The 25,827-nt window shown below is 64.3% G+C and carries 24 protein-coding genes; 23 read left to right on the top strand and 1 reads right to left on the bottom strand.

The genetic code is table 11. The features are described from left to right. The first annotated feature begins 37 nt into the window (after window positions 1-37). The gene (locus tag UNPA324_RS17985; RefSeq protein WP_141935240.1) at window positions 38-1,039 is read left to right on the top strand and encodes a formate dehydrogenase subunit gamma; all 1,002 of its coding nucleotides are present in this window, start codon (window positions 38-40) and stop codon (window positions 1,037-1,039) included. A 25-nt stretch (window positions 1,040-1,064) separates the two neighbouring features. On the opposite strand, the gene UNPA324_RS17980 is transcribed toward UNPA324_RS17985, so the two are convergent. Further along, window positions 1,065-1,274, bottom strand: a complete 210-nt coding sequence (locus UNPA324_RS17980; protein ID WP_128922528.1) for a hypothetical protein — start codon at window positions 1,272-1,274, stop codon at window positions 1,065-1,067. Window positions 1,275-1,897: 623 nt separating this feature from the next. Between UNPA324_RS17980 and UNPA324_RS17975 the strand changes: the two genes are divergently transcribed. From UNPA324_RS17975 to hypE, 22 genes are all read left to right on the top strand, one after another. Beyond that, a complete protein-coding gene (locus UNPA324_RS17975) occupies window positions 1,898-4,156 on the top strand; it encodes a TonB-dependent receptor (protein ID WP_141938904.1) in 2,259 nt (752 codons plus the stop codon). Window positions 4,157-4,435: 279 nt separating this feature from the next. Beyond that, window positions 4,436-5,515 carry a HoxN/HupN/NixA family nickel/cobalt transporter gene (locus tag UNPA324_RS17970; protein WP_141935239.1) on the top strand — a complete coding sequence of 360 codons (1,080 nt, stop codon included), beginning with the start codon at window positions 4,436-4,438 and terminating at the stop codon, window positions 5,513-5,515. Beyond that, window positions 5,496-7,808: a TonB-dependent receptor gene (locus UNPA324_RS17965; protein WP_141935238.1), complete on the top strand. Its 2,313-nt coding sequence runs from the start codon at window positions 5,496-5,498 to the stop codon at window positions 7,806-7,808. Before UNPA324_RS17970 ends, UNPA324_RS17965 begins: the two co-directional genes overlap by 20 nt. Before the next feature lie 121 nt (window positions 7,809-7,929). Beyond that, on the top strand, window positions 7,930-9,249 hold the full coding sequence (locus UNPA324_RS17960) for a DUF3422 domain-containing protein (RefSeq protein WP_128922524.1): 1,320 nt from the start codon (window positions 7,930-7,932) through the stop codon (window positions 9,247-9,249). Between the two features lie 66 nt (window positions 9,250-9,315). Then, window positions 9,316-10,332 carry an NADH-quinone oxidoreductase subunit B family protein gene (locus tag UNPA324_RS17955; RefSeq protein WP_141935237.1) on the top strand — a complete coding sequence of 339 codons (1,017 nt, stop codon included), beginning with the start codon at window positions 9,316-9,318 and terminating at the stop codon, window positions 10,330-10,332. After that, complete coding sequence (locus UNPA324_RS17950) at window positions 10,329-11,768, top strand: nickel-dependent hydrogenase large subunit (RefSeq protein WP_141935236.1); 1,440 nt, start codon at window positions 10,329-10,331, stop codon at window positions 11,766-11,768. The genes UNPA324_RS17955 and UNPA324_RS17950 overlap by 4 nt, the downstream gene beginning before the upstream one ends. Window positions 11,769-11,965: 197 nt before the next feature. Continuing rightward, window positions 11,966-13,057, top strand: a complete 1,092-nt coding sequence (locus UNPA324_RS17945) for a hydrogenase small subunit (RefSeq protein ID WP_128922521.1) — start codon at window positions 11,966-11,968, stop codon at window positions 13,055-13,057. A 29-nt stretch (window positions 13,058-13,086) separates the two neighbouring features. Next, the gene (locus UNPA324_RS17940) at window positions 13,087-14,877 is read left to right on the top strand and encodes a nickel-dependent hydrogenase large subunit (RefSeq protein ID WP_141935235.1); all 1,791 of its coding nucleotides are present in this window, start codon (window positions 13,087-13,089) and stop codon (window positions 14,875-14,877) included. Window positions 14,878-14,886: 9 nt separating this feature from the next. Continuing rightward, complete coding sequence (gene cybH, locus UNPA324_RS17935) at window positions 14,887-15,630, top strand: Ni/Fe-hydrogenase, b-type cytochrome subunit (RefSeq protein WP_128922519.1); 744 nt, start codon at window positions 14,887-14,889, stop codon at window positions 15,628-15,630. Window positions 15,631-15,647: 17 nt separating this feature from the next. Continuing rightward, a complete protein-coding gene (locus UNPA324_RS17930) occupies window positions 15,648-16,226 on the top strand; it encodes a HyaD/HybD family hydrogenase maturation endopeptidase (protein WP_141935234.1) in 579 nt (192 codons plus the stop codon). A gap of 25 nt (window positions 16,227-16,251) precedes the next feature. Next, window positions 16,252-16,548: a HypC/HybG/HupF family hydrogenase formation chaperone gene (locus UNPA324_RS17925; protein WP_128922517.1), complete on the top strand. Its 297-nt coding sequence runs from the start codon at window positions 16,252-16,254 to the stop codon at window positions 16,546-16,548. A 268-nt stretch (window positions 16,549-16,816) separates the two neighbouring features. Further along, window positions 16,817-17,263: a thioredoxin domain-containing protein gene (locus tag UNPA324_RS17920; protein ID WP_141935233.1), complete on the top strand. Its 447-nt coding sequence runs from the start codon at window positions 16,817-16,819 to the stop codon at window positions 17,261-17,263. Then, complete coding sequence (locus tag UNPA324_RS17915; protein WP_141935232.1) at window positions 17,260-18,123, top strand: hydrogenase expression/formation protein; 864 nt, start codon at window positions 17,260-17,262, stop codon at window positions 18,121-18,123. The genes UNPA324_RS17920 and UNPA324_RS17915 overlap by 4 nt, the downstream gene beginning before the upstream one ends. Next, window positions 18,120-18,329, top strand: coding sequence for a rubredoxin (locus UNPA324_RS17910; protein WP_028135612.1), 210 nt, complete (start codon window positions 18,120-18,122; stop codon window positions 18,327-18,329). Before UNPA324_RS17915 ends, UNPA324_RS17910 begins: the two co-directional genes overlap by 4 nt. Further along, a complete protein-coding gene (hybE, locus tag UNPA324_RS17905) occupies window positions 18,326-18,832 on the top strand; it encodes a [NiFe]-hydrogenase assembly chaperone HybE (protein WP_128922514.1) in 507 nt (168 codons plus the stop codon). Before UNPA324_RS17910 ends, hybE begins: the two co-directional genes overlap by 4 nt. Beyond that, window positions 18,829-19,917, top strand: a complete 1,089-nt coding sequence (locus UNPA324_RS17900; RefSeq protein WP_128922513.1) for a hypothetical protein — start codon at window positions 18,829-18,831, stop codon at window positions 19,915-19,917. Before hybE ends, UNPA324_RS17900 begins: the two co-directional genes overlap by 4 nt. Then, window positions 19,910-20,251, top strand: a complete 342-nt coding sequence (gene hypA / locus UNPA324_RS17895) for a hydrogenase maturation nickel metallochaperone HypA (RefSeq protein WP_128922512.1) — start codon at window positions 19,910-19,912, stop codon at window positions 20,249-20,251. The genes UNPA324_RS17900 and hypA overlap by 8 nt, the downstream gene beginning before the upstream one ends. Continuing rightward, complete coding sequence (hypB, locus tag UNPA324_RS17890; protein WP_141935231.1) at window positions 20,251-21,156, top strand: hydrogenase nickel incorporation protein HypB; 906 nt, start codon at window positions 20,251-20,253, stop codon at window positions 21,154-21,156. The genes hypA and hypB overlap by 1 nt, the downstream gene beginning before the upstream one ends. After that, on the top strand, window positions 21,153-23,414 hold the full coding sequence (gene hypF, locus UNPA324_RS17885; RefSeq protein WP_141935230.1) for a carbamoyltransferase HypF: 2,262 nt from the start codon (window positions 21,153-21,155) through the stop codon (window positions 23,412-23,414). The genes hypB and hypF overlap by 4 nt, the downstream gene beginning before the upstream one ends. Then, window positions 23,414-23,650, top strand: a complete 237-nt coding sequence (locus UNPA324_RS17880) for a HypC/HybG/HupF family hydrogenase formation chaperone (RefSeq protein WP_128922509.1) — start codon at window positions 23,414-23,416, stop codon at window positions 23,648-23,650. Before hypF ends, UNPA324_RS17880 begins: the two co-directional genes overlap by 1 nt. Continuing rightward, complete coding sequence (hypD, locus tag UNPA324_RS17875) at window positions 23,647-24,789, top strand: hydrogenase formation protein HypD (protein ID WP_128922508.1); 1,143 nt, start codon at window positions 23,647-23,649, stop codon at window positions 24,787-24,789. The genes UNPA324_RS17880 and hypD overlap by 4 nt, the downstream gene beginning before the upstream one ends. Further along, a complete protein-coding gene (gene hypE / locus UNPA324_RS17870; protein WP_128922507.1) occupies window positions 24,786-25,826 on the top strand; it encodes a hydrogenase expression/formation protein HypE in 1,041 nt (346 codons plus the stop codon). The genes hypD and hypE overlap by 4 nt, the downstream gene beginning before the upstream one ends. Window position 25,827 lies beyond the last annotated feature (1 nt).

The following is a 25,827-nucleotide window of genomic DNA, read 5'->3' as shown; positions in this document are numbered from 1 at the left end:
GGGCAGTCGAAGGGCGCGCAATACCGGGGAGGACGTCATGGCGTCGTTTGGAAGGTTCATTCGTCTGGCGCTGGGCGCCTTCGCGCTGCTTCTCTTGGTCATGGCGGTGCCCGCGAGCGCACAACAGGTCAATCCGACGGCAAGCTCGGTCAAGGAGCAGCAGCTTCTGCAGGAGTTCAACCGGATTCAGGGACGCGTCAGCATTCCCGATCAACGTTCCGGCGTTCTCGAGCAGCCGCAGGGCCGTGAGTGGCGGGAATTCCGCAACGTGACGCTGCGTTGGATCGGTGGCATTGCCATCCTCGGCATGATTGCGGCCATCGTGATCTTCTATCTGACCGTCGGGATGGTGCGTCTCGAAGCCGGACGGTCGGGGCGCACCATCGTGCGCTTCAACGCGTTTGAGCGTTTCGTGCACTGGCTGACGGCAACCTGCTTCATCGTCCTGGCGATTTCCGGGCTGAACATCACGTTTGGCCGGCCGTTGCTGTTGCCGCTGATCGGCTTCGAGGCTTTCTCGGAATGGTCGCAATGGGCGAAGTTCGCCCACAATTACCTGAGCTTTCCGTTCACTCTCGGTGTCATCCTGATTTTCCTGATGTGGATCGGTGGCAATATCCCGAACAAGGTGGATATCGAATGGGCGAAGCGCGGCGGGGGCTTGATCGGGCATGACCATCCGCCGGCCTATCGCTTCAACGGCGGCCAGAAGATGATCTACTGGATCGTCGTGATCGGCGGCGGGCTGGTCGCGACGAGTGGCTATGCGCTGATGTTCCCGTTCTACGGGACGGGAATCGAGGGCATGCAAATGGCCCAGATCGTCCACTCGATCGTGGCGGTCCTGTTTGTTGCGGCGATGATCGCGCACATCTATATCGGCACCATCGGGATGGAAGGTGCGTTCGAGGCCATGGGCTCGGGCGAGGTCGACGTCAACTGGGCGCGCGAGCACCACAGGCTCTGGCTCGACGAGCAGAACGCGCGAACCGGGCCGAACGACGGACAACCGCAGCCTGCAACCGCCGCGGCGGAGTAGGACGCGCAGCCTGAAGCGGCCGGCCTTATGGTGCCGGCTCTTTGCCAAACAAGACGGAGCGGTCCTGGATGTCCTGTTCGGGCAGCCGGGCCGTTTGACCTGTCTGCATGTCCTGAATGGACGCCATGCCGCTCTGACCGGAGCGGAGCAGGGCATGCGATTTGAGTATAGTGCTGGCTGCACCGGCCAGAACCAGGGCTGCAATGAGCGAGAGCATGAGGCGTTTCACGCGCATCTCCGTCTGTCATTTCCACCCGGCACGACGAATACATCCGGATTGTCCTTTTGGATGTGAGCCACTTCACAGCCATCGGTTCCATGTTCGTTGAGACGTCCAACATGCTCCGCACGTCGCATGCGGATTCGAGCTTGCGATGCAGACGAAAGCCAAATCGAATTCACGGCAGACAAGCGTCGAATGCCGGACTTGAGCTCCAGCCTCAGAGGAGGTCGCTCAGGCTGAGAGCGAGAGAGACCGTTCTTGACGATCGCGCTCTCTATTCTCTCTGCCAAATTTCAACAGCACTGATTGGAATTGTTTGAAAAACGCTTTGGAATCTTTCCAGATTTTAGCTGCGCCACATCGCGGATGATCGAGACATTCTAAATCGCTGCGCACGCATTTGCGTTGCCGTCACGCGAGCGTCTTCCTAAAGAGGCGATGCAGATTGCTGGCAATCGGATGTGGCTGACAAGACAAAAGCCACCAACGCGAAGTGCGAGCCTGCAAGAAGTTGAATGACGGGCCATGCGCGTCGAGCTCGGATGCGAAGAGGGGATCTTCGATCCGTGATCGCCGCTGGCTGCGCGTGAGCCGCTTCACGGCGACCACGTGCATTGAGGAAGGGCTTCCTTGAAATGCGACGTAGGGGTGGGGTTGGTGCGGTGGCTCGCTTTGCTGCGGCGCTGGTAGGTGGTGTGGCGTTGCTGGCGTGGTTCGGATCGCCTGCTCGATCTCAAGCGCCGCAAGGCGGCAACTCCCTTCCACCGGTGACTGTCGAAGCGCCGGCCGAACAGTCGGCCCGCCGTGCGCCACCCAGGCGAAACGACGCCCGGGCCCGATCGACGCCGCGGCGCGCCCCGCAGGCCCCAACCGTCGCCGTGCAATCGCAACCGAGTGTCGTTCCCACCTTTGCCGGCGGTCAGGTCGCGCAAGGCGCGCGGCTGGGACTACTCGGGAATACCAGCACGATGAAGTCGCCGTTCAACGTGACGAGCTACACGGAAAAGTTCATTCGGGATCAACAGGCGGCAACGGGTGCGGACGCCTTGATCCTCGATCCATCGGTGCGAAGTTCCCACCCGACGGGCGGCGTGGTGGACTCCTTCAACATTCGTGGATTTCCGATCAACGAAGGCAACAACGGTGAATTCGCCTTCGAGGGCCTTTATGGAATAGCGCCGACATATCGCATCTTCACAGACTACGTCGAGCGCATCGAGGTGCTCAAAGGTCCCTCAGCCGCGCTCTCCGGCATGGCGCCCAATGGCGGCGTTGGCGGGATCATCAACGTCGTGCCCAAACGCGCGGAGGAGGACCTGACCCGCCTGACCGCAAGCTACGGTTCGGCTGCACGCTTTGGCGGTCACTGGGACGTTGCGCGGCGCTACGGCGACGGCAAGGAATGGGGTGTACGGGCCAGCGGGAGCCTCCGCGACGGCGACACGCCCATCGATCGTCAATCCGAGACGACGGGTGTCGGATCGCTGGCTCTCGACTATCGGGGGGAACGGTTCAGGTCCTGGCTCTATCTGATCGCGCAGACCGACCGGTTCGATGCTCCGTCGCGTCCCTTTCTGATGGCTCCCGGCCTGCAGGTGCCAAAGGCGCCGGACGGCCGGCTGAACGTGACCCAGCCCTGGGAATGGTCGCGCATCAACGACCAATCCGCCTTGCTGCGGACCGAATACGATGTCAGCGATCAGGTCACGCTGTTTGCGGATGTCGGCGGCTCCAGGACCAATGTCGAGCGGTTCTTCGGTCTTCCGACGATCGTCAACACGCGCGGCGACACCACCTCGACGCCCCAGTTCTTCGGACTCAGCATCGATCGAACCACCTATGATGGCGGCCTTCGCGCTCGCTTCGATACCGGCTTCGTCCATCACGCCGTCGCCTTCCAGGCCTCGGTCTATCATGACGCTCTGTACCGGCGGCTGACCAATGGCAGCCTGGTCGGGTCGAACATCTACGATCCGACCGTCGCGCCGACCCAGTTCGCCAACGAGATCAGCGATCGCCCGCGGCTCTCGGACAGCGAACTCACGGGGCTCTCGATCGCCGACACCTTGTCCGTGCTCGACGAGCGGGTGCTGTTGACTTTGGGTGTCCGGCGCCAGGGCATCGAGGCGAACAACTACCTGTCCAATGTCGGGACGCTGACGTCGTCCTATGACAAGAGCGCGGTCACCCCGGTGGTCGGCCTCGTCGTCCGGCCTCTGGAAAATGTCTCTCTTTACGCGAACTACGTCGAAGGTCTCGCGAGGGGCGACGTTGCTCCTCAGAACGCGTCCAATTTCGGCGAAGTGCTGCAACCCTACGTCGCCAAGCAGTACGAGGCCGGCATCAAGGTGGACTTCGGCCGGGTCGCGACCACCTTCAGCGCCTTCGAGATATCGAAGGCGAGCGGCGAGCTGTCCGCCGGGCGTTTCGCGGCGACCGCCGAACAACAAGTCCGCGGGCTCGAGCTCAACGTCTACGGCGAGCTCATGCCGGATGTTCGTGTTCTCGGAGGCGTTTCGCTGCTGGATGGCACCCTGACGAAGACGGCCGTCGCGGCCAATGTGGGCAACACGCCAATCGGCGTTCCGAACATCCAGGCCAATATTGGCGTGGAGTGGGACCTGCCGTGGATGAGAGATCTTACTTTGAATGGAGCCGTCATCTACACCGGCAGGCAGTTCATCGACACCGCGAACAAGCAGCCCATCCCGGATTGGACGCGGCTCGATCTCGGCGCCCGTTACACCACGGCGATCAACGGCAGGAAGACGGTCTTCCGCGCAAACATCCAGAATGTGACCGGTGAGAGCTACTGGTCCAGCGTGGCCTCGTTCGGAACCTTCTTCCTGGGAGCACCGCGCACCTATCTGCTGTCGATGACTGTGGACATGTGAACCACCTGCGCGCCTTCGTGAAGGCGCGGTGGTGGAAGCAGTTGGCGGCAACGCATCCGCGGACCGTCAACTTGGTCGGCAAAGTGGATAGTTGCTTGCCAATCGAAGCACCGCATGCCGCTCCCGCACCGTGCGGAGGGCGACCAAAAATCCCCCATTGAATCAATGAGGTGACTTTCCTTTCCGTGTGCCTTTCGGCCGCCAGGTTGAAAGTGGCGCGGCTCTTGCTCTTGCCAGTATGAGGGTTCTTGATAAACGTCATACTGCGGGATGAGGCGGATGGAGCAAGCGGTGAGGCGGAGTTTGCGGGCGATCGAATCCGGCACGATGGTGCTGTTCGGCGGGCTCGTTGCCGCCAACATCGCCGCATGGGTTTGGGCCTTCGCCCTGTTCGGTGACCGGCCGACGGTGCTGGCGACTGCGCTGCTGGCCTGGGTGTTCGGTCTGCGCCACGCCGTCGATGCCGATCACATCGCCGCCATCGACAATGTCGTGCGCAAGTTGATGCAGGCAGGTGGCGCGCCGCAAAGCGTCGGCCTCTATTTTGCGCTCGGCCATTCCACAATTGTCGTGGTCGCGACCATATTGCTTGCGTTCGGCGTGGTCAGCCTTGGCGGCGACAGCCTGCTCAGGGAGATCGGCGGCCTCATCGGCACATCGGTGTCGGCGCTGTTCCTGCTCGTGATCGCGGCCATCAATCTCGTCATTTTCACCGGCCTGTGGCGGACGTTTCGCGCCGCACGGGAGCAGGGTGTTCACGACGCCGAAGGGCTCGAGGCGCTGCTCGCCAATCGCGGCTTCCTCGCGCGACTGCTCGGGCCGCTATTCCGCCTGGTGACAAAACCCTGGCACATGTATCCGCTCGGATTCCTGTTTGGGCTCGGCTTCGACACGGCGACCGAGATCGGCCTGCTCAGCATCTCTGCGACCGAAGCCGCGCGCGGCGCTTCGGTTGCAGATATCCTGGTTTTCCCTGCGCTGTTCGCCTCCGGCATGGCGCTGGTCGACACTGCCGATTCCGCGCTGATGGTGAGCGCCTATCGATGGGCGTTCGTCGATCCCCTGCGAAAGCTCTGGTACAACCTCACGATCACCGGTGCCTCGGTGACGGTCGCCCTGTTGATCGGCGGCATCGAGGCGCTCGGGCTCGCCGCCGACCGTCTCGGCCTGTCCGGGGGCGTTTGGACGCTGGTCGACGGCCTCAACGAGTCGCTCGCCAATGTCGGCTTCGCCGTGATCGCGCTGTTCGCGATCGCCTGGCTCGTCTCGGTCGTGCTCTATCGTCGCATCTTCGAGGGCGGTCGGCACCCCGCTGCAACGGAGGCTCTGGAATGCGCCGATGCGACCGAAGCGGCGTGAGCCCGGTCGTGGCGGCGGCGCGCTGACGGCACTCTCGGCCCTGGTCCTGCTCGCGGATGACGGCCGCGCCTTCGCGCAGAGCAGTCCTACCTCACGCGAGCTGCCGGCGATCGAGATCGATGGCAGCGAAACGCCGGGGCGCAAGAGGCCAGTTGCACCGCGCCGCACCGGCAGGCCGCCCGCGGCCGGCCACCGCATCTTTGTGTATCCAGCGGCAGCGCAGGCCTCGGATGTGCGCAGCGTTGCCGCGGGTGCAAAGGACCAGCCTGGCATGGCCAGCGAGATCACCATCTCTGGCGAAGAGCTCAACGCCCACCCTTTCACACGGCCGGGCGAAGCGCTCGAAGCCGTGCCGGGCCTCATCGTGACGCAGCATTCCGGCGAAGGCAAAGCCAACCAGTATTTCTTGCGCGGCTACAATCTCGACCATGGGACCGACCTTGCCATCACCGTCGACGGCGTCCCCGTCAACATGCGCACCCACGCGCACGGCCAGGGCTATGCCGATCTCAACTGGCTGATTCCGGAAACGATCGCCGAAGTGGATGTGCGCAAGGGTCCGTACTTCGCCGACGAAGGCGATTTCGCCTCGGTCGGCAGCGTCCATGTCGGTTTGATCGACCGCACCAAGGGACTGGCGCAGGTCACCGCCGGCAGCTTCGGCTATCGCCGTCTGCTCGGCATGGACTCCGCCAAGGTTGGTGATGGTGCGTTGCTCGTGGCCGGCGAGATCGGCACCTACAATGGCCCGTGGGACAATCCGGACAATGTGCGGAAGCTCAACGGTCTCGTGCGCTACAGCCAGGGCACCGCGACCGATGGCGTGTCCGTCACCGGCATGGCCTACGCGAACACATGGAATTCCACCGATCAGGTGCCGCTGCGCGCCATCACGGGCGGCTTGCTCGATCGGTTCGGTTCGGAAGACCCGAGCGACGGCGGCAACGCCAACCGTTTCGCACTGTCAGGCCGCATCGCGCAGACTGACGAGGTCGGTTCGTGGAGAGCAAACGCCTATGTGGTGAAGAGCCAGCTCGATCTCTTCAACAACTTCACCTATTTCCTCAGCGATCCCGTGCTCGGCGATCAGTTTCACCAGCACGACGATCGCCTGATGGCAGGCGCCAACATCTCGCGCACGCTGGACAGTTCGTTTGCCGGCCTGCCGATGCAGACCACCTTCGGCCTGCAATCGCGCTATGATGCGATCGATCTCGCGCTCACCAACACCCTCCGGCGCGGCTTTCTCTCCAACGTCCGCGGCGACAAGGTCGGCGAGGGCAGCGTCGGCCTCTATGCCGAGAATACCGTGCGCTGGACTGACTGGCTTAGAACGACAGTGGGGTGGCGCGGCGACTATTATGCCGCCGACGTCACGTCGCGGTTCAATGCCAACAATTCGGGCCGAATTGATGCCGCGCTCGGCAGCCCGAAATTCAGGATGATGCTCGGCCCATTCAATCAGACCGAGTTCTTCCTCGGCGCCGGCTACGGCATGCACTCCAACGACGCCCGCGGCCCGACCACGACGGAGGATCCCCGCGATCCCGTGACGAGGCTGACGCCATCGCCGCTGCTGGTGCGGACCAAGGGGGCGGAGGTCGGCGTGCGCAGCAGGATCGTTCCTGGCCTGGATAGCTCGCTCAGCGTCTTCATCCTGGATCAGGATTCCGAAATCCTGTTCTCCGGCGACGCCGGCGACACGTCGGCGACCCGCGCCAGCCGCCGCTACGGCTTTGAATGGACCAACCATTATCGGCCGAGATCGTGGATCGACATCGACGCCGATCTCGCCATGACCCATGCGCGCCTCCGCGGCTATGACAGCGAGCAGGCGGCGGTCTATGTCTCGCTTGCCGGCTATCCCGAGGCGCAAGTAGGCAACGCGCCCGGCAACTACGTTCCGAACGCGCCGGCGATGGTGGCATCGGCCGGCATCACGCTCGGCGAGAAGACCGGCTGGTTCGGAACCTTGCGCTGGCGCTATCTGGCATCGAGCCCGCTGACGGAGGACAACGCGTTCCGCTCCTCTGCGATCAGCATCTTCAACGGCCGTCTTGGCTATCGCATCGACAATGGTTGGCGCCTCCAGCTCGACGTGTTCAACCTTTTCAACACGAAGGCGAACCAGATCACCTATGCCTATCGATCGCTGCTCAAGACCGATACGCTCTATAACCTCTGCACGTCAGGCACCGCGCCAACTTCAGTCTGTCAGAATGGCGTGATGGACTACGTGCTGCATCCCGTGGAGCCGTTGACGGTTCGGGTCACCATCGCCGGGGCGTTCTAGCTTTGCTTGGGTCGCAGGTGGTTTCCGCCATCCTGGGATTGCTAGAACATGGGTGTGTTGTGGTAGTGAACGGTCAGGTTGGCGGCACATCGCGGCCTGAAAGCGTAGCAGGGAACCGTCGATGAACCGTGACCTCGATCTCGCCAACTTTGAATTGCATCCGCAACGTGGTGCGGTGCTGGCCGAGGTGCATGCTCGCCCCTTCACCCGGTTGACGGCGCCGGTCACTGTGCTCCGCTTTGCTTTTCTCAGCCAGGGCGAGGTCGCTGCCGCGGACCGGCAGAAGTTCGTGGCGTTCTGTTTGTCGCACGGGCAGGCGCCGCCGGACGCCGGGACCAAGCATCACCAGGTGACGATCGATGCCGCTCAGCTGCGCTGGGAGCAACATTCGGAGTTCAGCACCTTCACCTGGATCCTGGGCGGTTCCGAGACGTCCGCTCGCCGGTTCGGCGAGATCGGCGAGGAGTCCGCCGCGCTGATCCGGTCGCTGCGGCAGTCCGGCCAGTTGCTGGTGGCGGTCAAGCTCGAGGTCGAGCAGACCTCGGCGGCCCTGGAACGTGCGCAGCAGCTGTTCGAAAGAGGCAGCCTCGCCGTCGCCGCGGTGCGCAGCGGACCCGCGGTCGTCGCATCCGATTTTCGCACGGACGATCAGGGCTTCGTTCGTATCCTTGTTTGCAACGACGGTTTGTCGCCGGGGCGGCTCGGCGCCCTCGTGCAGCGCGTGCTGGAGATCGAGACCTATCGCACGCTGGCGCTGCTCGGTCTGCCTGCTGCGCTCGAGCTTTCGCCTTCCGTCGATCATATCGGCCGGCGGCTCGTCGAGGTGCTCGAGGAGATGCAACGCGCCGAAGACCTCCAGCTCAACAACCATCTCTTGACGGAACTGACCGCATTGGCGGCTTCGCTCGAAAAGGGCGCGGCCGGCAGCCTGTTTCGGTTCGGCGCCAGTCGGGCCTACAACGAGATCGTGCAGGCTCGCCTCGCCGTAATCGAAGGCGGCGAGATCGCGGGCTATCCGACCTGGTCCTCCTTCCTCGCCCGCCGGATGGCACCCGCGATGCGCACCTGTGCGACGATGGAGGACCGGCAGGCCGACCTGTCGATCAAGCTCGCGCGCGCGGCCGACTTGTTGCGGACACGCGTCGACGTCGAGCTCGAGGAGCAGAATCGCGACCTGCTGCGCTCGATGAACGACCGCACCCGGTTGCAATTGAGGCTTCAGAGCACGGTCGAAGGCTTGTCGGTGGCGGCCATCGGTTACTACGTCGTCAGCCTGTTCGGCTATCTCGCCAAGGGCGCCCATGACGGCGGCCTGCATGTCGAGCCTTCGCTGGCAACCGCAATCTTCGTGCCGATCGCCGTCGCCGTGATCTGGATCGTCACCCGCAATATCCGCAGGCGGCACTTGAAGCATGACGAAGCATCCGGCGCTCACGACTGAGGCGCGAACGAGCCTCTTGCGCTTCGTCGATGAGCGGTTGAAGCTAGGGCGACCGGGAGACATCAGATGAGCCGATCCGATGCAATGACCAACGTGCTTTGGCTGCAGGGCGCCAGTTGCGGTGGCTGCACCATGTCGATCCTCGAAAGCGGCGCCTCCGGCTGGTTCGACGAACTCCGTCAGTTCGGCGTCAATCTGCTGTGGCATCCGTCCGTCAGCGAGGAGACCGGCGAGGAGGCGGTCGAAATCCTGCAATCCGTGCTCGAGGGCAAGGTACGGCTCGACCTTCTCCTGCTGGAAGGGTCCGTCGCTCGTGGACCGAGTGACACCGGCCGCTTCAACATGCTCGCGGGCACCAACCGTTCCGTCTATCGCTGGATGCTGGATCTCGCGCCGCACGCCGGCTATGTGATCGCGGTCGGAAGTTGCGCGGCCTATGGTGGCGTACCGGCCGCAGGATCGAATCCGACCGATGCCGTCGGCCTGCAGTTCGAGGGAACCGATAGTGGTGGCGCGCTGGGGGCGGCGTTCCGCTCCCGGCTCGGTCTTCCCGTCATCAATGTCGCCGGCTGTGCGCCGCATCCGGGCTGGATGATGGAAACCATCTTGGCACTGACCACCAAGGATATCGCAGCGAGCGATCTTGACGGATACGGGCGGCCGAAATTCGTCGCCAATCATCTCGCCCATCATGGCTGCTCCCGCAACGAGTTCTACGAGTTCAAGGCCAGTGCGGAGACCATGTCGGAGCGCGGCTGCCTGATGGAGCATCTCGGGTGCAAGGCGACGCAGGCGGTGGGCGACTGCAACCAGCGCTCCTGGAACGGCGGCGGCTCCTGCACCAAGGGCGGCTATGCCTGCATCGCCTGCACGTCGCCGGGGTTCGAGGGCGTCCAGAACTTCTTGCAGACCGCGAAGCTCGCCGGCATTCCGGTCGGCTTGCCGACCGACATGCCGAAGGCCTGGTTCGTCGCGCTCGCCGCATTGTCGAAGTCCGCGACGCCGCGACGCGTGCGGCTGAATGCAACCGCCGATCATATCGTTGTGCCGCCGGGCCGCGCGACGACCAAGACCAAGCCATGACACGGATCACGATCGGCCCGTTCAACCGCGTCGAGGGCGATCTCGAAGTCCGGCTCGACGTCGAGAGCGGACGTGTCATGCGCGCCGAGGTGACGGCGCCGCTCTACCGCGGGTTCGAGCAGATTTTGGAGGGGCGCCCCCCGCTTGACGCGCTGGCGCTGGCGCCGCGGATCTGCGGCATCTGCTCGGTCTCGCAATCGGTGGCCGCAGCCGCGGCCCTGCGCGACGCCATGGCGATTGAGGCCGTGCCCAATGGATTGCTCGCCACCAACATCGCGCATGCCGCGGAGAACGCGGCCGACCACCTGACCCATTTCTACATCTTCTTCATGCCGGACTTTGCCCGCGAAGCCTACGCCAGGCATGACTGGCACGCGGCGACGCGCGAGCGCTTTGCCGCGACCCGCGGCAGCGCGGCGCGCGACGCCTTGCCGGCGCGGGCGCGGCTGCTCGAGACCATGGGCATCATCGCCGGGAAATGGCCACATAGCCTCGCGTTCCAGCCCGGCGGCACGACGCGCGCCATCGATCTCGGCGAGCGCGTCCGGCTGCTGTCGATCGCGACGGCGTTCCGAAGCTTCCTCGAGCGCATCGTGTTCGCGGATTCGCTGGAGAATGTGCTGGCGATTGCCAGTGCGGACGAGCTCGATCGTTGGCGTGACGGCCGCGGCGGCGACTTTGCCCATTTCCTGCGGCTTGCGGACAGTCTCGCGTTGAGCAAGCTCGGCAGGGGCACGGGCCTGATGATGAGCTACGGCGCCTATCATGGCATCGACGGCGAGTTGTTTCCGCGCGGCCTGTTCGGCCCGCGCGCTGCGATCGAGCCGCTGCCTCTGGCGCAGATTACGGAAGATGTCTCGCACGCCTGGATGCGGGATTCCTCCGCGGATCCCGCCCACAGCAGCACGGTCCCCGATCCCGACAAGCCGGCTGCCTATAGCTGGTGCAAGGCGCCGCGGCTGTCCGGTCAGCCGATCGAGGTCGGCGCCATCGCGCGCCAGACGGTGGCGGGACAGGCGCTGATTGCGGATCTCGTATCGGTCAGCGGGACCAATGTGCCCAACCGCGTGATCGCGCGGCTGATCGAAACGGCGCGCATCGCGCTTGCCATGGAGCAGTGGACGCGCGCGCTCCGCCTATCGGAGCCGTTCTGCCACAATTCACGCGACATCCCCAACGGCAGCTATGTCGGATTGGTCGAGGCCGCGCGCGGCAGTCTCGGGCACTGGATGGCGGTACGGGACGGCAGGATCGAGCGCTACCAGATCATTGCACCGACCACCTGGAATTTTTCGCCGCGCGATTCCTTCGACGTTGGCGGGCCGCTGGAGCAGGCGCTGGTCGGCACCGATGTCGGCGATGCCGGCGCGCGCGCGGTTGCGATCCAGCACATCGTGCGTTCGTTCGATCCCTGCATGGTGTGCACCGCGCACTAGCCGGAAACTTTCTTGCCGACTGCAAATCGAGTTGTTTCCGCTTCTCGTCCTTTTGGTGTCCTTCCCACCAGCCGTGAGAGCAATTCCAATACGTAACGTTTTGGAATCTCTCTACATTTGAATCGCTCCAGGCTGTTGGCCTGCTTCTTGCTGTCTTTGGCGTCATCGAAAAGTCAAAGCCGAAGGCGGGAGGATTCATGGGCACGGCGACGGAAACGTTTTACAGCGTGATCAGGCGGCAAGGCATCACGCGGCGGAGCTTTCACAAGTTCTGCAGCCTGACGGCGACGAGCCTCGGGCTCGGGCCGCTGGCGGCGAGCCGCATCGCGAACGCGCTCGAGACCAAGCCGCGCGTACCCGTCATCTGGATGCATGGGCTCGAATGCACCTGCTGTTCGGAGAGCTTCATCCGGTCCGCGCATCCACTGGTGAAGGATGCGGTGCTGTCGATGATCTCGCTCGATTATGACGACACCATCATGGCGGCGGCGGGCCACCAGGCGGAAGCCATTCTCGATGAGACCCGCGCCAAGCACAAAGGCCAGTACATCCTCGCGGTGGAAGGCAATCCGCCGTTGAACGAGGGCGGCATGTTTTGCATCGACGGCGGCAAGCCGTTCGTCGAGAAGCTGAAGTTGATGGCCGAGGACGCGATGGCGATCATCGCCTGGGGCGCCTGCGCGTCCTGGGGCTGCGTGCAGGCGGCAAAGCCAAATCCGACGCAAGCAACGCCGATCGACAAGGTGATCACCAACAAGCCCATCATCAAGGTGCCGGGATGCCCCCCGATCGCCGAGGTGATGACCGGTGTCGTCACCTTCATCACCACCTTCGGCAAATTGCCCGAGCTCGACCGCCAGGGGCGGCCGAAGATGTTCTACTCGCAGCGCATTCACGACAAGTGCTACCGGCGGCCGCATTTCGATGCCGGCCAGTTCGTCGAGGAATGGGACGACGAGGCCGCTCGCAAGGGCTACTGCCTCTACAAGATGGGCTGCAAGGGCCCGACCACCTACAACGCCTGCTCGACCGTGCGCTGGAACGGCGGCGTCTCGTTCCCGATCCAGTCCGGTCATGGCTGCATCGGCTGCTCGGAGGACGGCTTCTGGGACAAGGGCTCGTTCTACGACCGTCTCACCACCATCAAGCAGTTCGGCATCGAGAAGAACGCCGATCAGATCGGCATGGCGGCCGCCGGCGCGGTCGGTGCCGCGGTGGCCGCACATGCGGCAGTGACGGCGGTGAAGCGGCTCGCGTCGAAGCGCGAAGACGTCGACCACAACAGCTGAGCAAAGAGACACACTAGGGTAGGGCAATCATGGGCATCCAGACTCCCAACGGCTTCAATCTCGACAATTCCGGCAAACGCATCGTCGTCGATCCAGTGACCCGTATCGAAGGTCACATGCGGGTCGAGGTCAACGTCGATGCCGACAACGTCATCCGCAACGCGGTCTCGACCGGCACGATGTGGCGCGGCATCGAGGTGATTCTGAAGAACCGCGACCCGCGCGACGCCTGGGCGTTCACCGAGCGGATCTGCGGCGTCTGCACCGGCACGCACGCGCTGACATCGGTGCGCGCGGTCGAGAACGCGCTCGGAATCACCATTCCGGAGAATGCCAATTCGATCCGCAACCTGATGCAGCTCGCCCTGCAGGTGCACGACCACATCGTCCATTTCTATCACCTTCACGCGCTGGACTGGGTCGATGTCGTCTCCGCGCTCTCGGCGGACCCGCGCGCGACCTCGACGTTGGCGCAGTCCATTTCGAACTGGCCGCTGTCCTCACCCGGCTACTTCAAGGATTTGCAGACCCGGTTGAAGAAGTTCGTCGAGTCCGGGCAATTGGGACCGTTCAAGAACGGCTATTGGGGCAGCAAGGCCTACAAGCTGCCGCCTGAGGCCAACTTGATCGCCGTGGCGCACTATCTTGAAGCGCTCGATTTCCAGAAAGATATTGTCAAGATCCATACCATCTTCGGCGGCAAGAACCCGCATCCGAACTGGCTCGTCGGGGGTGTGCCCTGTCCGATCAACGTCGACGGGACCGGCGCGGTCGGCGCCATCAGCATGGAGCGGTTGAACCTGATCTCCTCGATCATCGATCGCCTGATCGAGTTCAACGAGATGGTCTATCTGCCCGACGTGGCGGCGATCGGCTCGTTCTACAAGGACTGGCTGTATGGTGGCGGCCTGTCCGGCAAGAGCGTGCTCTCTTATGGCGACGTGCCCGAGCATGCCAACGACTATTCCGCCAAGAGCCTGAAGCTGCCGCGCGGGGCCATCATCAACGGAAATCTGTCCGAGGTGTTTCCGGTCGATCACGCCAATCCGGATGAGATCCAGGAATTCGTGGTGCACTCCTGGTACAAATATCCTGATGAGACCAAGGGCCTGCATCCCTGGGACGGCGTCACCGAGCCCAACTACGTGCTGGGCGCCAATGCGAAGGGCACCAAGACCGCGATCGAGCAGCTCGACGAGGCCGGCAAATATTCGTGGATCAAGGCGCCGCGCTGGAGGGGACACGCCATGGAGGTCGGTCCCCTGGCGCGCTGGATCGTCGGTTACGCGCAGAACAAGGCCGAGTTCAAAGATCCCGTCGACAAGTTCTTGAAGGATCTGAACCTGCCGACGTCGGCGCTGTTCTCGACGCTCGGCCGCACCGCGGCGCGCGCGCTGGAATCCGTCTGGGCCGGCCGCCAGATGCGCTACTTCCAGGACAAGCTCGTCGCCAACATCAAGGCCGGCGATTCTTCGACCGCCAACGTCGACAAATGGAAGCCGGAGAGCTGGCCCAAAGAGGCCAAGGGCGTCGGTTTCACCGAGGCGCCGCGCGGCGCGCTCGCGCACTGGATCAAGATCAAGGACACCAAGATCGACAATTACCAGTGCGTGGTGCCGACCACCTGGAACGGCTCGCCGCGCGATCCCAAGGGCAACATCGGTGCCTTCGAGGCGTCGTTGATGAACACGCCGATGGTCAATCCGGAGCAGCCGCTCGAGATCCTGCGCACGATCCATTCTTTCGATCCGTGCCTTGCCTGTTCGACTCACGTCATGAGCCCGGACGGCCAGGAACTCGCCAAGGTCAAGGTCAGGTAGGAGGAAGCCATGATGGACGCCATTGCTCCCGGCCCGGACACAGGGCCGGATCTCGCGGCGCTCGCAGCCGATGCTTCCGGAGAACGGGCGGTGGGCCGACCCACCGTCTATGTCTACGAAGCGCCGGTGCGGATCTGCCACTGGGTGAACGCGTTCTCGATTCTCGTGCTGATGGTGACCGGTTATTTGATTGGAACGCCGCTGCCGACGGTCGCAGGCGAGGCGTCCGACAACTTCGTGATGGGCTACATCCGCTTCGCCCATTTCGCCGCCGGACAAGTGCTCGCGGTCTTCTTCCTCACGCGTATCCTGTGGGCCTTCGTCGGCAATCACCACTCCCGGCAGATCTTCTACCTTCCGGTTCATCGCAAGCAGTTCTGGAAGGAAGTGCTGCATGAGATCCGCTGGTACGCGTTTCTTGAGCGGGAGCCGAAGATGTATGTCGGCCATAACCCGTTGGCGCAAACCGCAATGTTCACGGGTTTCACGCTGTTCGTGGCCTTCATGATCGTCACCGGCTTTGCGCTCTATTCGGAAGGCGCGGGGATCGACAGCTGGCAGCACAAGCTGTTCGGCTGGGTGTTTGCGATCTGGCCGAACAGCCAGGACGTTCACACCTGGCACCATCTCGGCATGTGGGCGCTGGTCGTGTTCGTGATGGTGCACATCTACGCCGCGGTCCGCGAAGACATCATGTCGCGCCAGAGCATCATCTCCTCGATGGTCTCCGGCGAGCGGCAATTCCGCGATTGAAAACGGGAACCTGACCGATGCCGACATCTTCGCAACGCGACCGCATCCTGGTGCTCGGCATCGGCAATATCCTATGGGCCGACGAAGGCTTCGGCGTGCGCACGGTGGAGGAGTTCCACCGCCGCTATGCCGTGCCTGACAACGTCACCATCCTCGACGGCGGTACGCAAGGTCTCTACCTCGTGAACTATCTGGAAGAGGCCGACCGCCTGATCGTGTTCGACGCCATCGACTATGGCCTCGAGCCCGGTGAATTGAAGCTGGTGCGCGACGACGAGGTTCCGCGTTTCACCGGAGCCAAGAAAATGAGCCTGCATCAGACCGGTTTCCAGGAAGTGATCAGTGCGGCCGATCTGCTCGGCAGATGCCCGAAGCATCTGGTGCTGATCGGCTGCCAGCCGCTCGATCTCGAAGACTGGGGCGGGCCGCTGACGCCTCCGGTGCGCGACCAGATCGCGCCCGCGATCGATCTGGCCTGCCAGATATTGGCCGAGTGGGACGTCACGGTGAGCCGCCGCAGCGTGCCGTTGGCGGACACCGAGCGGTTGCTCGCCAATGACATCGACCACGCCAATTACGAGATGCGGCTGGCCTGACCGGCTGGCCTTTGGAGAAAGCGCGATGTGCCTCGGCCTGCCGATGACGATCGTCGAGACCGACGGAACGTCGGCGCTGTGCGAATTTCGCGGCGAGCAGCGCCGCGTCTCCATGTTGCTGCTCTCCAATCCGCCGGCCGGCGCGCATGTGCTCGTCTTTATCGATACCGCGATCCGGCTTCTGGAAGAGGACGAGGCGCGCCTGATTGGCGCTGCGATCGACGGGCTTGGTGCCGCGCTCGACGGCGAGGATTGCGACCGCTTCTTCGCGGACCTGATCGACCGCGAGCCGCAACTGCCCGCTCATCTCCGGTCGGAATAAACGAACCTCCTTTAGCTGTGACCGCCCTCCGCCGCCGGATCGGCCTCGCGGCGCCGAGGCGCTGCCTGGAAGTCATCTTTCCAGCTGCCAAGATAGATTCCATCCAGATCGGAAAGTAGCTTATCATTGATGGATGTGCGGTTCCGGGCGCCTGAGAATCAATGATCTAAATCAAATAGATAGCTCTTTAGACCTGCTGGAATGTCCCTGGCATGTGCCTTGCTAATCCTATCCCGACCAAAATCATAAGCTTGTCAGGGGAGGTCTGATGGAATTCCAGGTGGCGAAGCAGGATCTGACGCGGCACGGCCTGCCCGAGGTCAGTGCCGCGACGGTCGATCATTTTCTTGGCGCGGCCGACGAGGCCGGCGCGGTCGCGGTGCTGCTGTCGGCGGGCGATCCCAACCGGTTCCCAGAGGCGATCGACGTCGCCGTGGTGCTGCCGGAGTTGATCACCGCGTTCAATGGCCGCCTGCGCGGTGCGGTCATCGCCCGCGGCGACGAGAGCGCACTTGGCCAACGTTTCGGCGTGCGCGTGCAGCCGTCGCTGATCCTCGTGGCCAAGGGCGAGACGCTGGGTCTGATCGCCAAGATCCAGGACTGGTCGGTCTACATCGACCGCATCATCAAGCTGATCGACCGTCCGCGCGGCCAGGCCGCCGCAATCGCCGTCACCATCGTTCCCCAGCATCGCGCGCAAGGTGTCGAGCTATGAAGGTCGGATTCTGGGATGCGCCCGAAGGCGCCGAGCAACCGGTCAGCGTGTTTCCGATCGGCGAGGAGAGTCTCAATGCATCGCAAGGCAGCCTGACGGCGGCCGGCGCGCTGGCAAAGCTAGCAACGCTCGACAGCATTGAACTTGCCAAGCGCTGCCCGAACGCGGTTGCGCTGCTCTCGACGATCGCGCAAGCCATCGCGGGCCAAAAGGCCGATGCTCCGACGCAGCTGTTCCGGTTCGCCAATCTCAACGAGCTCGAGAGCAAACTCATAGCCGACGTGCTCGGCGAAGGGGAGGTCGGCGGGGTCGTCGCGTTGCCCGACGGGTCGCTGGCCCAGATCCAGGAATCGGTGTTGGCGGGAATCTGGCGCGTGCGGCTCGAGACCGACGCTGCTTCCGAATATCTCGAGATCGGCGCCGTCCCGGAGATCGTCAAGCGAGCGGCCGCGGACCTGACGTCCGCCGATTTCGAGATCGGGCCGGTGCCGGAAGGCGCCATGAACGTGCTGCCGGTGCTCGCCGAAATCCGCGAGCGCGCGCTGGCCTGGCGGCCCGGCATCCGCTCGCAGATCATCAATTTCACGCTGCTGCCGATGAGCCCGGTCGACATGAGCTTCCTGCAGGACACGATCCGCAACGGACCGATCCAGCTGGTGTCGCGCGGCTATGGCACCTGCCGGGTGCTGTCGACGGGCATCCGCAATGTCTGGTCGGTGCAGTTCTTCAACGCCATGGACACCATCATTCTCGATACGCTCGAAGTCGGCGGCGTGCCGACCGTCGCGCTGGCCGCGGACGAAGATTTCGAGGACTCCGCCGAGCGGCTGCAGGAAATCATCGAGGCCTATTTCAAATGAGCGCCTTCGAGAATTTTGGCGTGCGTCAGGACGTCACCGAGGCCACCCGGCTGGAATGCGGCATCTGCTGGACCGTCTACGATCCCGTCGACGGCGACGAGGTGGCCCAGATCGCGCCTGGCACGCCATTCGCGGCGCTGCCGGAGGAGTGGCGTTGCCCGAACTGCGATGCTCCGAAATCCAAATTCATGGCGATCGAAGCATGACGGGGGCCGCGCCAAATCCCGACGCCGACGCCGTGGCGTGGGGCGAGCTTCTGGCCGGAAGCTATCGGGATATCGGCGATCGCGCGATGCGCGATCTGCCGATCTACAACGATGCGCTCGGCGTCGAGGCGGTCGGTTTCCGCCGGTTCAATGGCACGATCGTCGGCATCATGGTCACGCCATGGTTCATGAACGTCGTGATGCCGGCGAGTGCTACGCGGGAGAATTCGGGCACGACCCTGCAGATCCGTTTTCCCGCAGGCGATATCGAGCTCACCCTGAGCGAGGTCGGACAGATGGGCCGCATCGCAAGCTGCTCGCTGTTCTCGCCGATGTTCCAGTTCGCCGACATGGCCGCCGCGCGGGCGACGGCCGAAGCGGCAATCGCCGAGCTGATGCTGCCGGCAGACAGCGAGGAGGCGGTTCGTCGCCGCGAGCCCGCGACAACCCCGATCGATCGGCGTAACTTCCTGCGCGGTGCTTTGACGGAGCGGCGCGGATGACCCTGGCCTTCCGCAACGAGATCGACATCACGGTGTGGCTTGCCGGCGGCACGATTGCTGACGTCGCGATCCGGCCACGCAGCCGGCCGCCGTTGACACGACTGTTTGCGGGAAAGCCGGCGGAGTCCCTGCTTCCGGTGCTGCCGCGGCTGTTCTCGCTTTGCTCGGTCGCGCATCAGGTGGCGTTCCTGTCGGCGGTCGAGGCCGCGCAGGGGCAGCAGGCGACGCAAGCTGCGGCGCGCCGCCGCATCACGGCCGTCGTTGCCGAGCGGCTGACCGAGTTGTTGCGGAGCCTGTTCGTCGGCCGGCTCGCGCTCGATAGCGCGAGCGCTGCCGCCGTGCGCGCCATGATGCAGGCGAGCACGGTCCTCGGCGGCGCCAGCGAAGGCGTGTCGGAGACCTTGCGGCGGGAGGCCGTGGCACAGATCAAGGCGGCGCTCGCAGCGCTCGGGATTGCCGGTGAAGGTGGGGCTCTCGCGCCGGGCAGCGCGCTCGCTGTCCATGTCGAACGCTGCGAGGGCGAGGACTTGTCGCCGTTATCGACCGAGCAATCCTTCCTGACGGCGGCTGACGATGTCGACGTCGTTACGCGCCTGCTTGCCGGCGGGGCCGCCTATTCCGACGCGCCGGAGCTTTGCGGTAAAGTTCCGGAAACCGGTGTCTGGGCGCGATGGGCGCGGCGCGAACCCGCCTTGCCGGCGGCGGGCTCGGCCGCGCGCCTCGCAGCGCGCATCGCCGAGGTCGCGCGGCTCTGCGCCTGGCTCGACCGAGGCGCCGAAGATCTCGACGATGGCGTCGTCGCGAGCTATCGGCTCGGCACAGGCAGGGCGGCGGCCGCGGTCGAATGTGCGCGGGGCCGGCTCTACCACGCCGTGGTGCTCGACCAGGACGACCGCCTCGTCAATTTTGAATTCCTGGCGCCGACCGAGTGGAATTTTCACGCCCGCGGACCGCTGGTCCGGAACCTCAAGGGAGCGATGCTGACCGCCGGCCGGCGCGGCCAGGACGCGGTGCGCGCGCTGGTCGGCTCGTTCGACCCCTGCGTCGGTTTCAAGCTCGATTTTCGCGAGGTGGGCCATGCATGAGATGGCGCTCTGCGAAGGCATCATCGGCATCGTGGAGGAGGAAGCGCGCAAGCGTTCCTTCACCAAGGTGAACGTCGTCTGCCTCGAAATCGGTGCGCTCAGTCATGTCGCGCCGGAGGCGATGAAATTCTGCTTCGAGGCGGTCGCAGCACGGACCATCGCGCGAGGCGCAAGGCTCGAGATCGTCGAGACGCCGGGAATGGCCTGGTGCATGGCCTGTTCAGAGAGCGTCGAGATCAAGCAGCGTTACGAGCCATGCCCCTCCTGTGGCGGCTATCAATTGCAGGTGACGGGCGGGGAAGAGATGCGCGTAAGGGAACTGGAGGTCGACTGATGTGTACGGTGTGCGGCTGCAGCGATGGCAAGGCGTCTATCGAACACGCGCCTGACCATCATCATGATCATGACCATGGTCACGGTGGGCACCATCATCATCACGGTCAAGGGCACAGTCACGATCATGCTCACCCTTACCACCATGATCATGCGCCCGATGAGGCGGGGTTGCTCGATTGCGGCGCCAATCCGGCAGGTCAAGAGATCGCCGGCATGAGCAGCGACCGCATCATCCAGGTCGAGCGCGACATTCTCGGCAAGAACGACAGGCTCGCCGCCGACAATCGTGCGCGCTTCCATGCCGACGAGGTGCTTGCCTTCAACCTGGTGTCGAGCCCGGGCGCCGGAAAGACCTCGCTGCTGGTTCGCGCGGTCTCGGAATTGAAGGATAGCTTTCCGATTGGCGTGATCGAGGGCGACCAGCAGACCTCCAACGATGCCGAACGTATCCGCGCCACCGGCGTGGCGGCGATCCAGGTCAATACCGGAAAAGGCTGTCACCTCGATGCCGCCATGGTCGGCCAGGCCTATGATCGGCTGCCCTGGCTGAACGGCGGCATTCTCTTCATCGAGAATGTCGGCAACCTCGTTTGTCCCGCGGCATTCGACCTCGGCGAAGCCTGCAAGATCGTGGTGTTCTCGACCACCGAGGGCGAGGACAAGCCGCTGAAATACCCCGATATGTTTGCGGCAGCGTCCTTGATGCTGATCAACAAGATCGATCTCGCGCCGGTGCTTGATTTCGACCTTGCCAAGACCGTCGAATATGCGCGGCGGGTCAACCCCGACATCGAGGTGATGACGGTGTCGGCGCGTACGGGCGAGGGATTTTCGGCGTTCTATGCCTGGATCCGCAGGCGCTGGGCGAAGGCGAAGCAGGCCGAGATGGCTATGCAAGGATGACGATGAACGGTGGGACGAGCGCGCCCGAGGTGAGGAGACTGCGTTTGCACGTGCGCGGCGCCGTGCAGGGCGTCGGGTTTCGTCCCTATGTCTACGGTCTCGCCACGCGTTATCGTCTCGGCGGATTCGTCGCCAACGATCCCCACGGGGTCATCATAGAGGTCGAGGGTGAGCGCGCCGCCGACTTCATCACGGCGCTGCCGCTCGAAAAGCCGCCGCTTGCCCGGATCGACGAAATCTCGGTGCACCCGGTCGGGGCGGTGGCGAGCGAGGGGTTTTGCATCCGCGCCAGCGAGCAGGGCAGGGTGTCGACGCGCATCGTCGCCGACGCCGCCACCTGCAAGGAATGCCTGCGCGAGCTGTTCGACCCGAACAGCCGCTTCTATCGCTATCCGTTCATCAACTGCACGCATTGCGGCCCGCGCTACACCATTGCCGAGCGGCTGCCCTATGATCGCTCGGCCACGGCCATGAAGGGCTTTGCGATGTGCAGAGCCTGTGCGGACGACTATGCCGACCCCAGCAGCCGCCGTTTCCATGCCGAGGCGATTGCCTGCCCGGCTTGCGGCCCAAGGCTCAGCCGTGGGATCGCGGATATTGCGGCCGCGATTGCCGGGGGCAAAATCGTCGCGATCAAGGGGCTCGGCGGCTATCAGCTGCTCTGTGATGCGCGCGACGATGGCGTCGTGCGGCGGCTGCGGCAGCGCAAGCAGCGCGACCAAAAGCCCTTTGCCGTCATGGTCGGATCGGTGGACGCGGTTGCGGATATCGCAGACGCCAATAGTGCCGAGCTCGCGTTGCTCGAGAGCTCGCCGCGGCCCATCGTCCTGATGCGATCGCGCGATCGGCTCGCGCCGGCCATCGCACCGGAGCTGTCTCGTCTCGGCGTCATGCTGCCGGTGGCGCCGCTGCATCACCTGATCTTCGGCGCACTGAACGTGGCGCACGCGCGGGTCGGCGACAGCTGGGCGATCGTTACCACCAGCGCCAATCCCGGCGGCGAGCCGCTCCTGATCGACAATCGGCAAGCCGAGCGACGCCTTGCCGGCATTGCCGACCTCGTCGTCACGCACGACCGCGACATCGTCACCCGTGCTGACGATTCCGTGACGGCAGTCATCGGGGGCCGGACGCAATTCATCCGCCGCGCCCGCGGTTACGTGCCCGAGCCGGTTCGCTTGGCGCGGTCCGTGCCGCCGATCCTGGCGGTCGGCGGCGCCTTGAAATCGACCGTGACGGTCACGCGCGGCAACGAGGCGTTCGTCTCCCAGCACATCGGGGACCTCGACACTGCGGAGGGCGTCCGCTTCTTCGAGGAGACGGTGGACCATCTGCTTTCGACCCTGGACATTGAGCCGGTCGTCGTCGCCCATGATTTGCATCCGAACATGGCCTCGACGCTCTTTGCCGAGGCGAGCAGGAAGCGGCTGATCGCGGTCCAGCACCATCATGCCCATGCGGCCTCCGTGATGGCTGAACATGGCACCGCAGGCCCGGCGCTGGCCCTGGTGCTCGACGGCTTCGGCCATGGCTCCGACGGGGGCAATTGGGGCGGCGAGCTCCTCGCATGCGATGGCGCTCGCTTCCGGCGGCTCGGACATCTGGCGCCGATGAAGATGCCGGGTGGCGATCGTGCCGCGCGCGAACCGTGGCGCATGGCCGCGAGCGTGCTGCATGGCCTCGGGCGAGGTGATGCGATCGCGACGCGGTTCACCGCACAGCTGCAGGCCTCACGCGTTGGCGCCATGCTGGACCAGCCGGGCGTGCCGACGACGACCAGTGCCGGCCGGATGTTCGATGCGGCGGCGGGGCTGTTGGGCCTCTGCCCAGTGCAGAGCTACGAGGGCGAAGCTGCGATGAAGCTGGAAGCGCTGGTGCGCACGCCGCGCATCGCGCAAGACGGCTGGATCATCGAGCACGGCGTGCTGTCCTTGGCTCCGCTGTTCGGGCGCCTGGCCAGTGCGACCACCGATCGGGTCGAAGGCGCCGAGCTGTTCCACGGCACGCTGGCCGCGGCCTGCGTCGACTGGATCGGCCGGGCCGCGCGCGCGACGGGCATCACCATTGTTGCCTTAAGCGGCGGCTGCTTCCTCAATGCGATCCTGTCGGACGAGATCGAGCGCGGCTGCATCGCGGCCGGCCTCTCGCCGTTGCTGCCGCGCCAGATGCCGCCCAACGACGGCGGCCTCAGCCTGGGCCAGGCCTGGATTGCCGCGCTAACACTCCTCGAACAGCAAGATCTGGAAGGAACCGCCTGATGTGTCTCGCGATACCGGCCGAGGTCACAAAACTCCTGCCCGACGAGATGGCCATCGTCTCGATTGATGGCGTCAGCAAGGAGATCTCGGTCGCCCTGATCGAGAACCTTGCGGTGGGAGATTACGTGATCATCCATGTCGGCTATGCCCTGACCAAGATCGATCCGGAAGAGGCGCGGCGTACGCTCGAATTGTTGCGCGAGCTGAGCGTCGAGGGACAGGGAGCGGCGCCATGAAATATGCCGACGAGTTTCGCGACAAGGAGATCGCGCTGGGGCTCGCGAGGGCGATTCGCGCGGAGACCCATCCGGAAAGGGCGTATCGTTTCATGGAGTTCTGCGGCGGCCACACGCATGCGATCTCGCGCTACGGCCTGGAAGACATGCTGCCGAAGAACGTGCGGATGATCCATGGACCCGGTTGCCCGGTCTGCGTGCTGCCGGCCGGGCGCATCGATATGGCAATCCGGCTTTCCGAGCGGAGCGAGGTGATCCTGTGCGTCTACGGTGATCTGATGCGCGTTCCCGGATCGCAAGGCGCCTCGCTCCTGAAGGCGAAGGCACGGGGCGCCGACATCCGCATGGTCTATTCCACGATCGACGCCGTCAGGATCGCTGAGGAGAACCTGGAGCGCGAAGTCGTGTTCTTCGCCATCGGCTTCGAGACCACCACGCCGCCGACCGCGGTGATGATCCGGCTGGCCGAGAAGAAGCAGCTTTCGAACTTCAGCGTATTCTGCAATCACGTGCTGACCCCGCCGGCCATGCAGAACATTCTGGAGAGTCCCGATATCCGCAACATCGGCCGCGTCGAGATCGACGGCTTCGTCGGGCCGGCGCACGTCTCGACCATCATCGGCACGGCGCCTTACGAGTTCTTCGCGGAAGAGTTCGGCAAGCCGGTGGTCATCTCGGGCTTCGAGCCACTCGACATGATGCAGGCAATCCTGATGCTGGTGCGCCAGGTCAACGAGAACAGGCACGAGGTCGAGAACCAGTATAGCCGCGCGGTCACGCGCGACGGCAATCTGCGCGCCAAGGAGGAGGTCTCCGACATCTTCGAGCTGCGCGACCAGTTCGAATGGCGCGGGCTCGGCCAGGTTCCCTATAGCGGGCTGAAGCTGAAGCGCTCATACGCGAAATACGACGCCGAGGTCCGCTTCGGCATGAACGAGCTTCGCGTCGACGACAACCCGGCGTGCGAATGCGGCGCCATCCTGCGCGGGGTGAAGAAGCCGGTCGACTGCAAGCTGTTCGGCACCGTCTGCACGCCGGAGACGGCGATGGGATCCTGCATGGTGTCCTCGGAAGGCGCCTGCGCGGCGCATTGGACCTACGGCCGTTTCCGCGACCATCAGCAGAGGCGGGCGTCATGAAGGCCTATCAGCGCAAGCTCGATATCAAGAACGGCTGCGTCGACCTGTCCCACGGCTCGGGCGGCCGGGCCATGGCGCAGTTGATTTCGGGGCTGTTCCACGAAGCCTTTGGCAATGAATGGCTGGCGCGCGGTAACGACCAGTCGGCCTTCGATGTCGGCGCCGGGCGCATGGTGATGACGACCGACGGCTATGTGGTCTCGCCGCTGTTCTTTCCCGGCGGCAACATCGGTTCGCTCGCGGTTCACGGCACGGTCAACGACATCGCCATGGCCGGTGCAAAGCCGCTTTATCTCTCGGCGAGCTTCATCATCGAGGAAGGGTTTCGTTTCGCCGACCTCAAGACGATTGCGGAATCGATGGGTGAGGCGGCGCGCACGGCCGGCGTCCACATCATTACCGGCGATACCAAGGTGGTCGAGCGCGGCAAGGCCGACGGCCTGTTCATCTCGACATCGGCGGTCGGAATTGTGCCTGACGGGCTCGATCTGTCGGCCGAGAACGCGCGCGTCGGCGATCACGTTCTGATCTCGGGCACCCTGGGCGATCACGGTGTGGCGATCATGTCGAAGCGGCAAAATCTCGCCTTCGAGACCGAGATCGTCTCGGACTCGGCGGCACTGAACGATCTCGTCGCCGAGATGGTCGAAGCCGGTGGCGCCGGTATCCGGCTGATGCGTGATCCCACCCGCGGCGGGCTCGCCGCCACGCTCAATGAGATCGCCCAGCAATCGAGGCTCGGCTTTCATCTCGTCGAGGAGGAGATCCCGGTCAAGCCGGGCGTGGCGGCGGCCTGCGAACTGCTCGGGCTCGATCCGCTTCATGTTGCCAACGAGGGCAAGCTGGTTGCGATTGTCGCGCCCGACGTCGCCGGTGCCGTGCTCGCCGCCATGCGGCGCCACCCGCTCGGCCGCGATGCCGCCGACATCGGCGAAGCCGTCGCCGACGACCATCATTTCGTGCAGATGGCGACGAGTTTCGGCGGAGGCCGGATCGTCGATTGGCTGTCGGGCGAGCAATTGCCGCGGATTTGTTGAG

Origin of the sequence: Bradyrhizobium sp. UNPA324, from assembly GCF_006658635.1 — a bacterium.
GTDB classification, from domain to species: Bacteria; Pseudomonadota; Alphaproteobacteria; order Rhizobiales; family Xanthobacteraceae; genus Bradyrhizobium; species Bradyrhizobium nanningense.
This window is presented reverse-complemented; position numbering and strand designations above follow the sequence as displayed.

Excerpts from the sequence above, each read along its gene's own strand:
- UNPA324_RS17985 (WP_141935240.1), top strand. The coding sequence starts at position 38 with ATGGCGTCGTTTGGAAGGTTCATTCGTCTGGCGCTGGGCGCCTTCGCG.
- UNPA324_RS17980 (WP_128922528.1), bottom strand. The coding sequence starts at position 1,274 with ATGCGCGTGAAACGCCTCATGCTCTCGCTCATTGCAGCCCTGGTTCTG.
- UNPA324_RS17975 (WP_141938904.1), top strand. The coding sequence starts at position 1,898 with ATGCGACGTAGGGGTGGGGTTGGTGCGGTGGCTCGCTTTGCTGCGGCG.
- UNPA324_RS17970 (WP_141935239.1), top strand. The coding sequence starts at position 4,436 with ATGGAGCAAGCGGTGAGGCGGAGTTTGCGGGCGATCGAATCCGGCACG.
- UNPA324_RS17965 (WP_141935238.1), top strand. The coding sequence starts at position 5,496 with ATGCGACCGAAGCGGCGTGAGCCCGGTCGTGGCGGCGGCGCGCTGACG.
- UNPA324_RS17960 (WP_128922524.1), top strand. The coding sequence starts at position 7,930 with ATGAACCGTGACCTCGATCTCGCCAACTTTGAATTGCATCCGCAACGT.
- UNPA324_RS17955 (WP_141935237.1), top strand. The coding sequence starts at position 9,316 with ATGAGCCGATCCGATGCAATGACCAACGTGCTTTGGCTGCAGGGCGCC.
- UNPA324_RS17950 (WP_141935236.1), top strand. The coding sequence starts at position 10,329 with ATGACACGGATCACGATCGGCCCGTTCAACCGCGTCGAGGGCGATCTC.
- UNPA324_RS17945 (WP_128922521.1), top strand. The coding sequence starts at position 11,966 with ATGGGCACGGCGACGGAAACGTTTTACAGCGTGATCAGGCGGCAAGGC.
- UNPA324_RS17940 (WP_141935235.1), top strand. The coding sequence starts at position 13,087 with ATGGGCATCCAGACTCCCAACGGCTTCAATCTCGACAATTCCGGCAAA.
- cybH (WP_128922519.1), top strand. The coding sequence starts at position 14,887 with ATGATGGACGCCATTGCTCCCGGCCCGGACACAGGGCCGGATCTCGCG.
- UNPA324_RS17930 (WP_141935234.1), top strand. The coding sequence starts at position 15,648 with ATGCCGACATCTTCGCAACGCGACCGCATCCTGGTGCTCGGCATCGGC.
- UNPA324_RS17925 (WP_128922517.1), top strand. The coding sequence starts at position 16,252 with ATGTGCCTCGGCCTGCCGATGACGATCGTCGAGACCGACGGAACGTCG.
- UNPA324_RS17920 (WP_141935233.1), top strand. The coding sequence starts at position 16,817 with ATGGAATTCCAGGTGGCGAAGCAGGATCTGACGCGGCACGGCCTGCCC.
- UNPA324_RS17915 (WP_141935232.1), top strand. The coding sequence starts at position 17,260 with ATGAAGGTCGGATTCTGGGATGCGCCCGAAGGCGCCGAGCAACCGGTC.
- UNPA324_RS17910 (WP_028135612.1), top strand. The coding sequence starts at position 18,120 with ATGAGCGCCTTCGAGAATTTTGGCGTGCGTCAGGACGTCACCGAGGCC.
- hybE (WP_128922514.1), top strand. The coding sequence starts at position 18,326 with ATGACGGGGGCCGCGCCAAATCCCGACGCCGACGCCGTGGCGTGGGGC.
- UNPA324_RS17900 (WP_128922513.1), top strand. The coding sequence starts at position 18,829 with ATGACCCTGGCCTTCCGCAACGAGATCGACATCACGGTGTGGCTTGCC.
- hypA (WP_128922512.1), top strand. The coding sequence starts at position 19,910 with ATGCATGAGATGGCGCTCTGCGAAGGCATCATCGGCATCGTGGAGGAG.
- hypB (WP_141935231.1), top strand. The coding sequence starts at position 20,251 with ATGTGTACGGTGTGCGGCTGCAGCGATGGCAAGGCGTCTATCGAACAC.
- hypF (WP_141935230.1), top strand. The coding sequence starts at position 21,153 with ATGACGATGAACGGTGGGACGAGCGCGCCCGAGGTGAGGAGACTGCGT.
- UNPA324_RS17880 (WP_128922509.1), top strand. The coding sequence starts at position 23,414 with ATGTGTCTCGCGATACCGGCCGAGGTCACAAAACTCCTGCCCGACGAG.
- hypD (WP_128922508.1), top strand. The coding sequence starts at position 23,647 with ATGAAATATGCCGACGAGTTTCGCGACAAGGAGATCGCGCTGGGGCTC.
- hypE (WP_128922507.1), top strand. The coding sequence starts at position 24,786 with ATGAAGGCCTATCAGCGCAAGCTCGATATCAAGAACGGCTGCGTCGAC.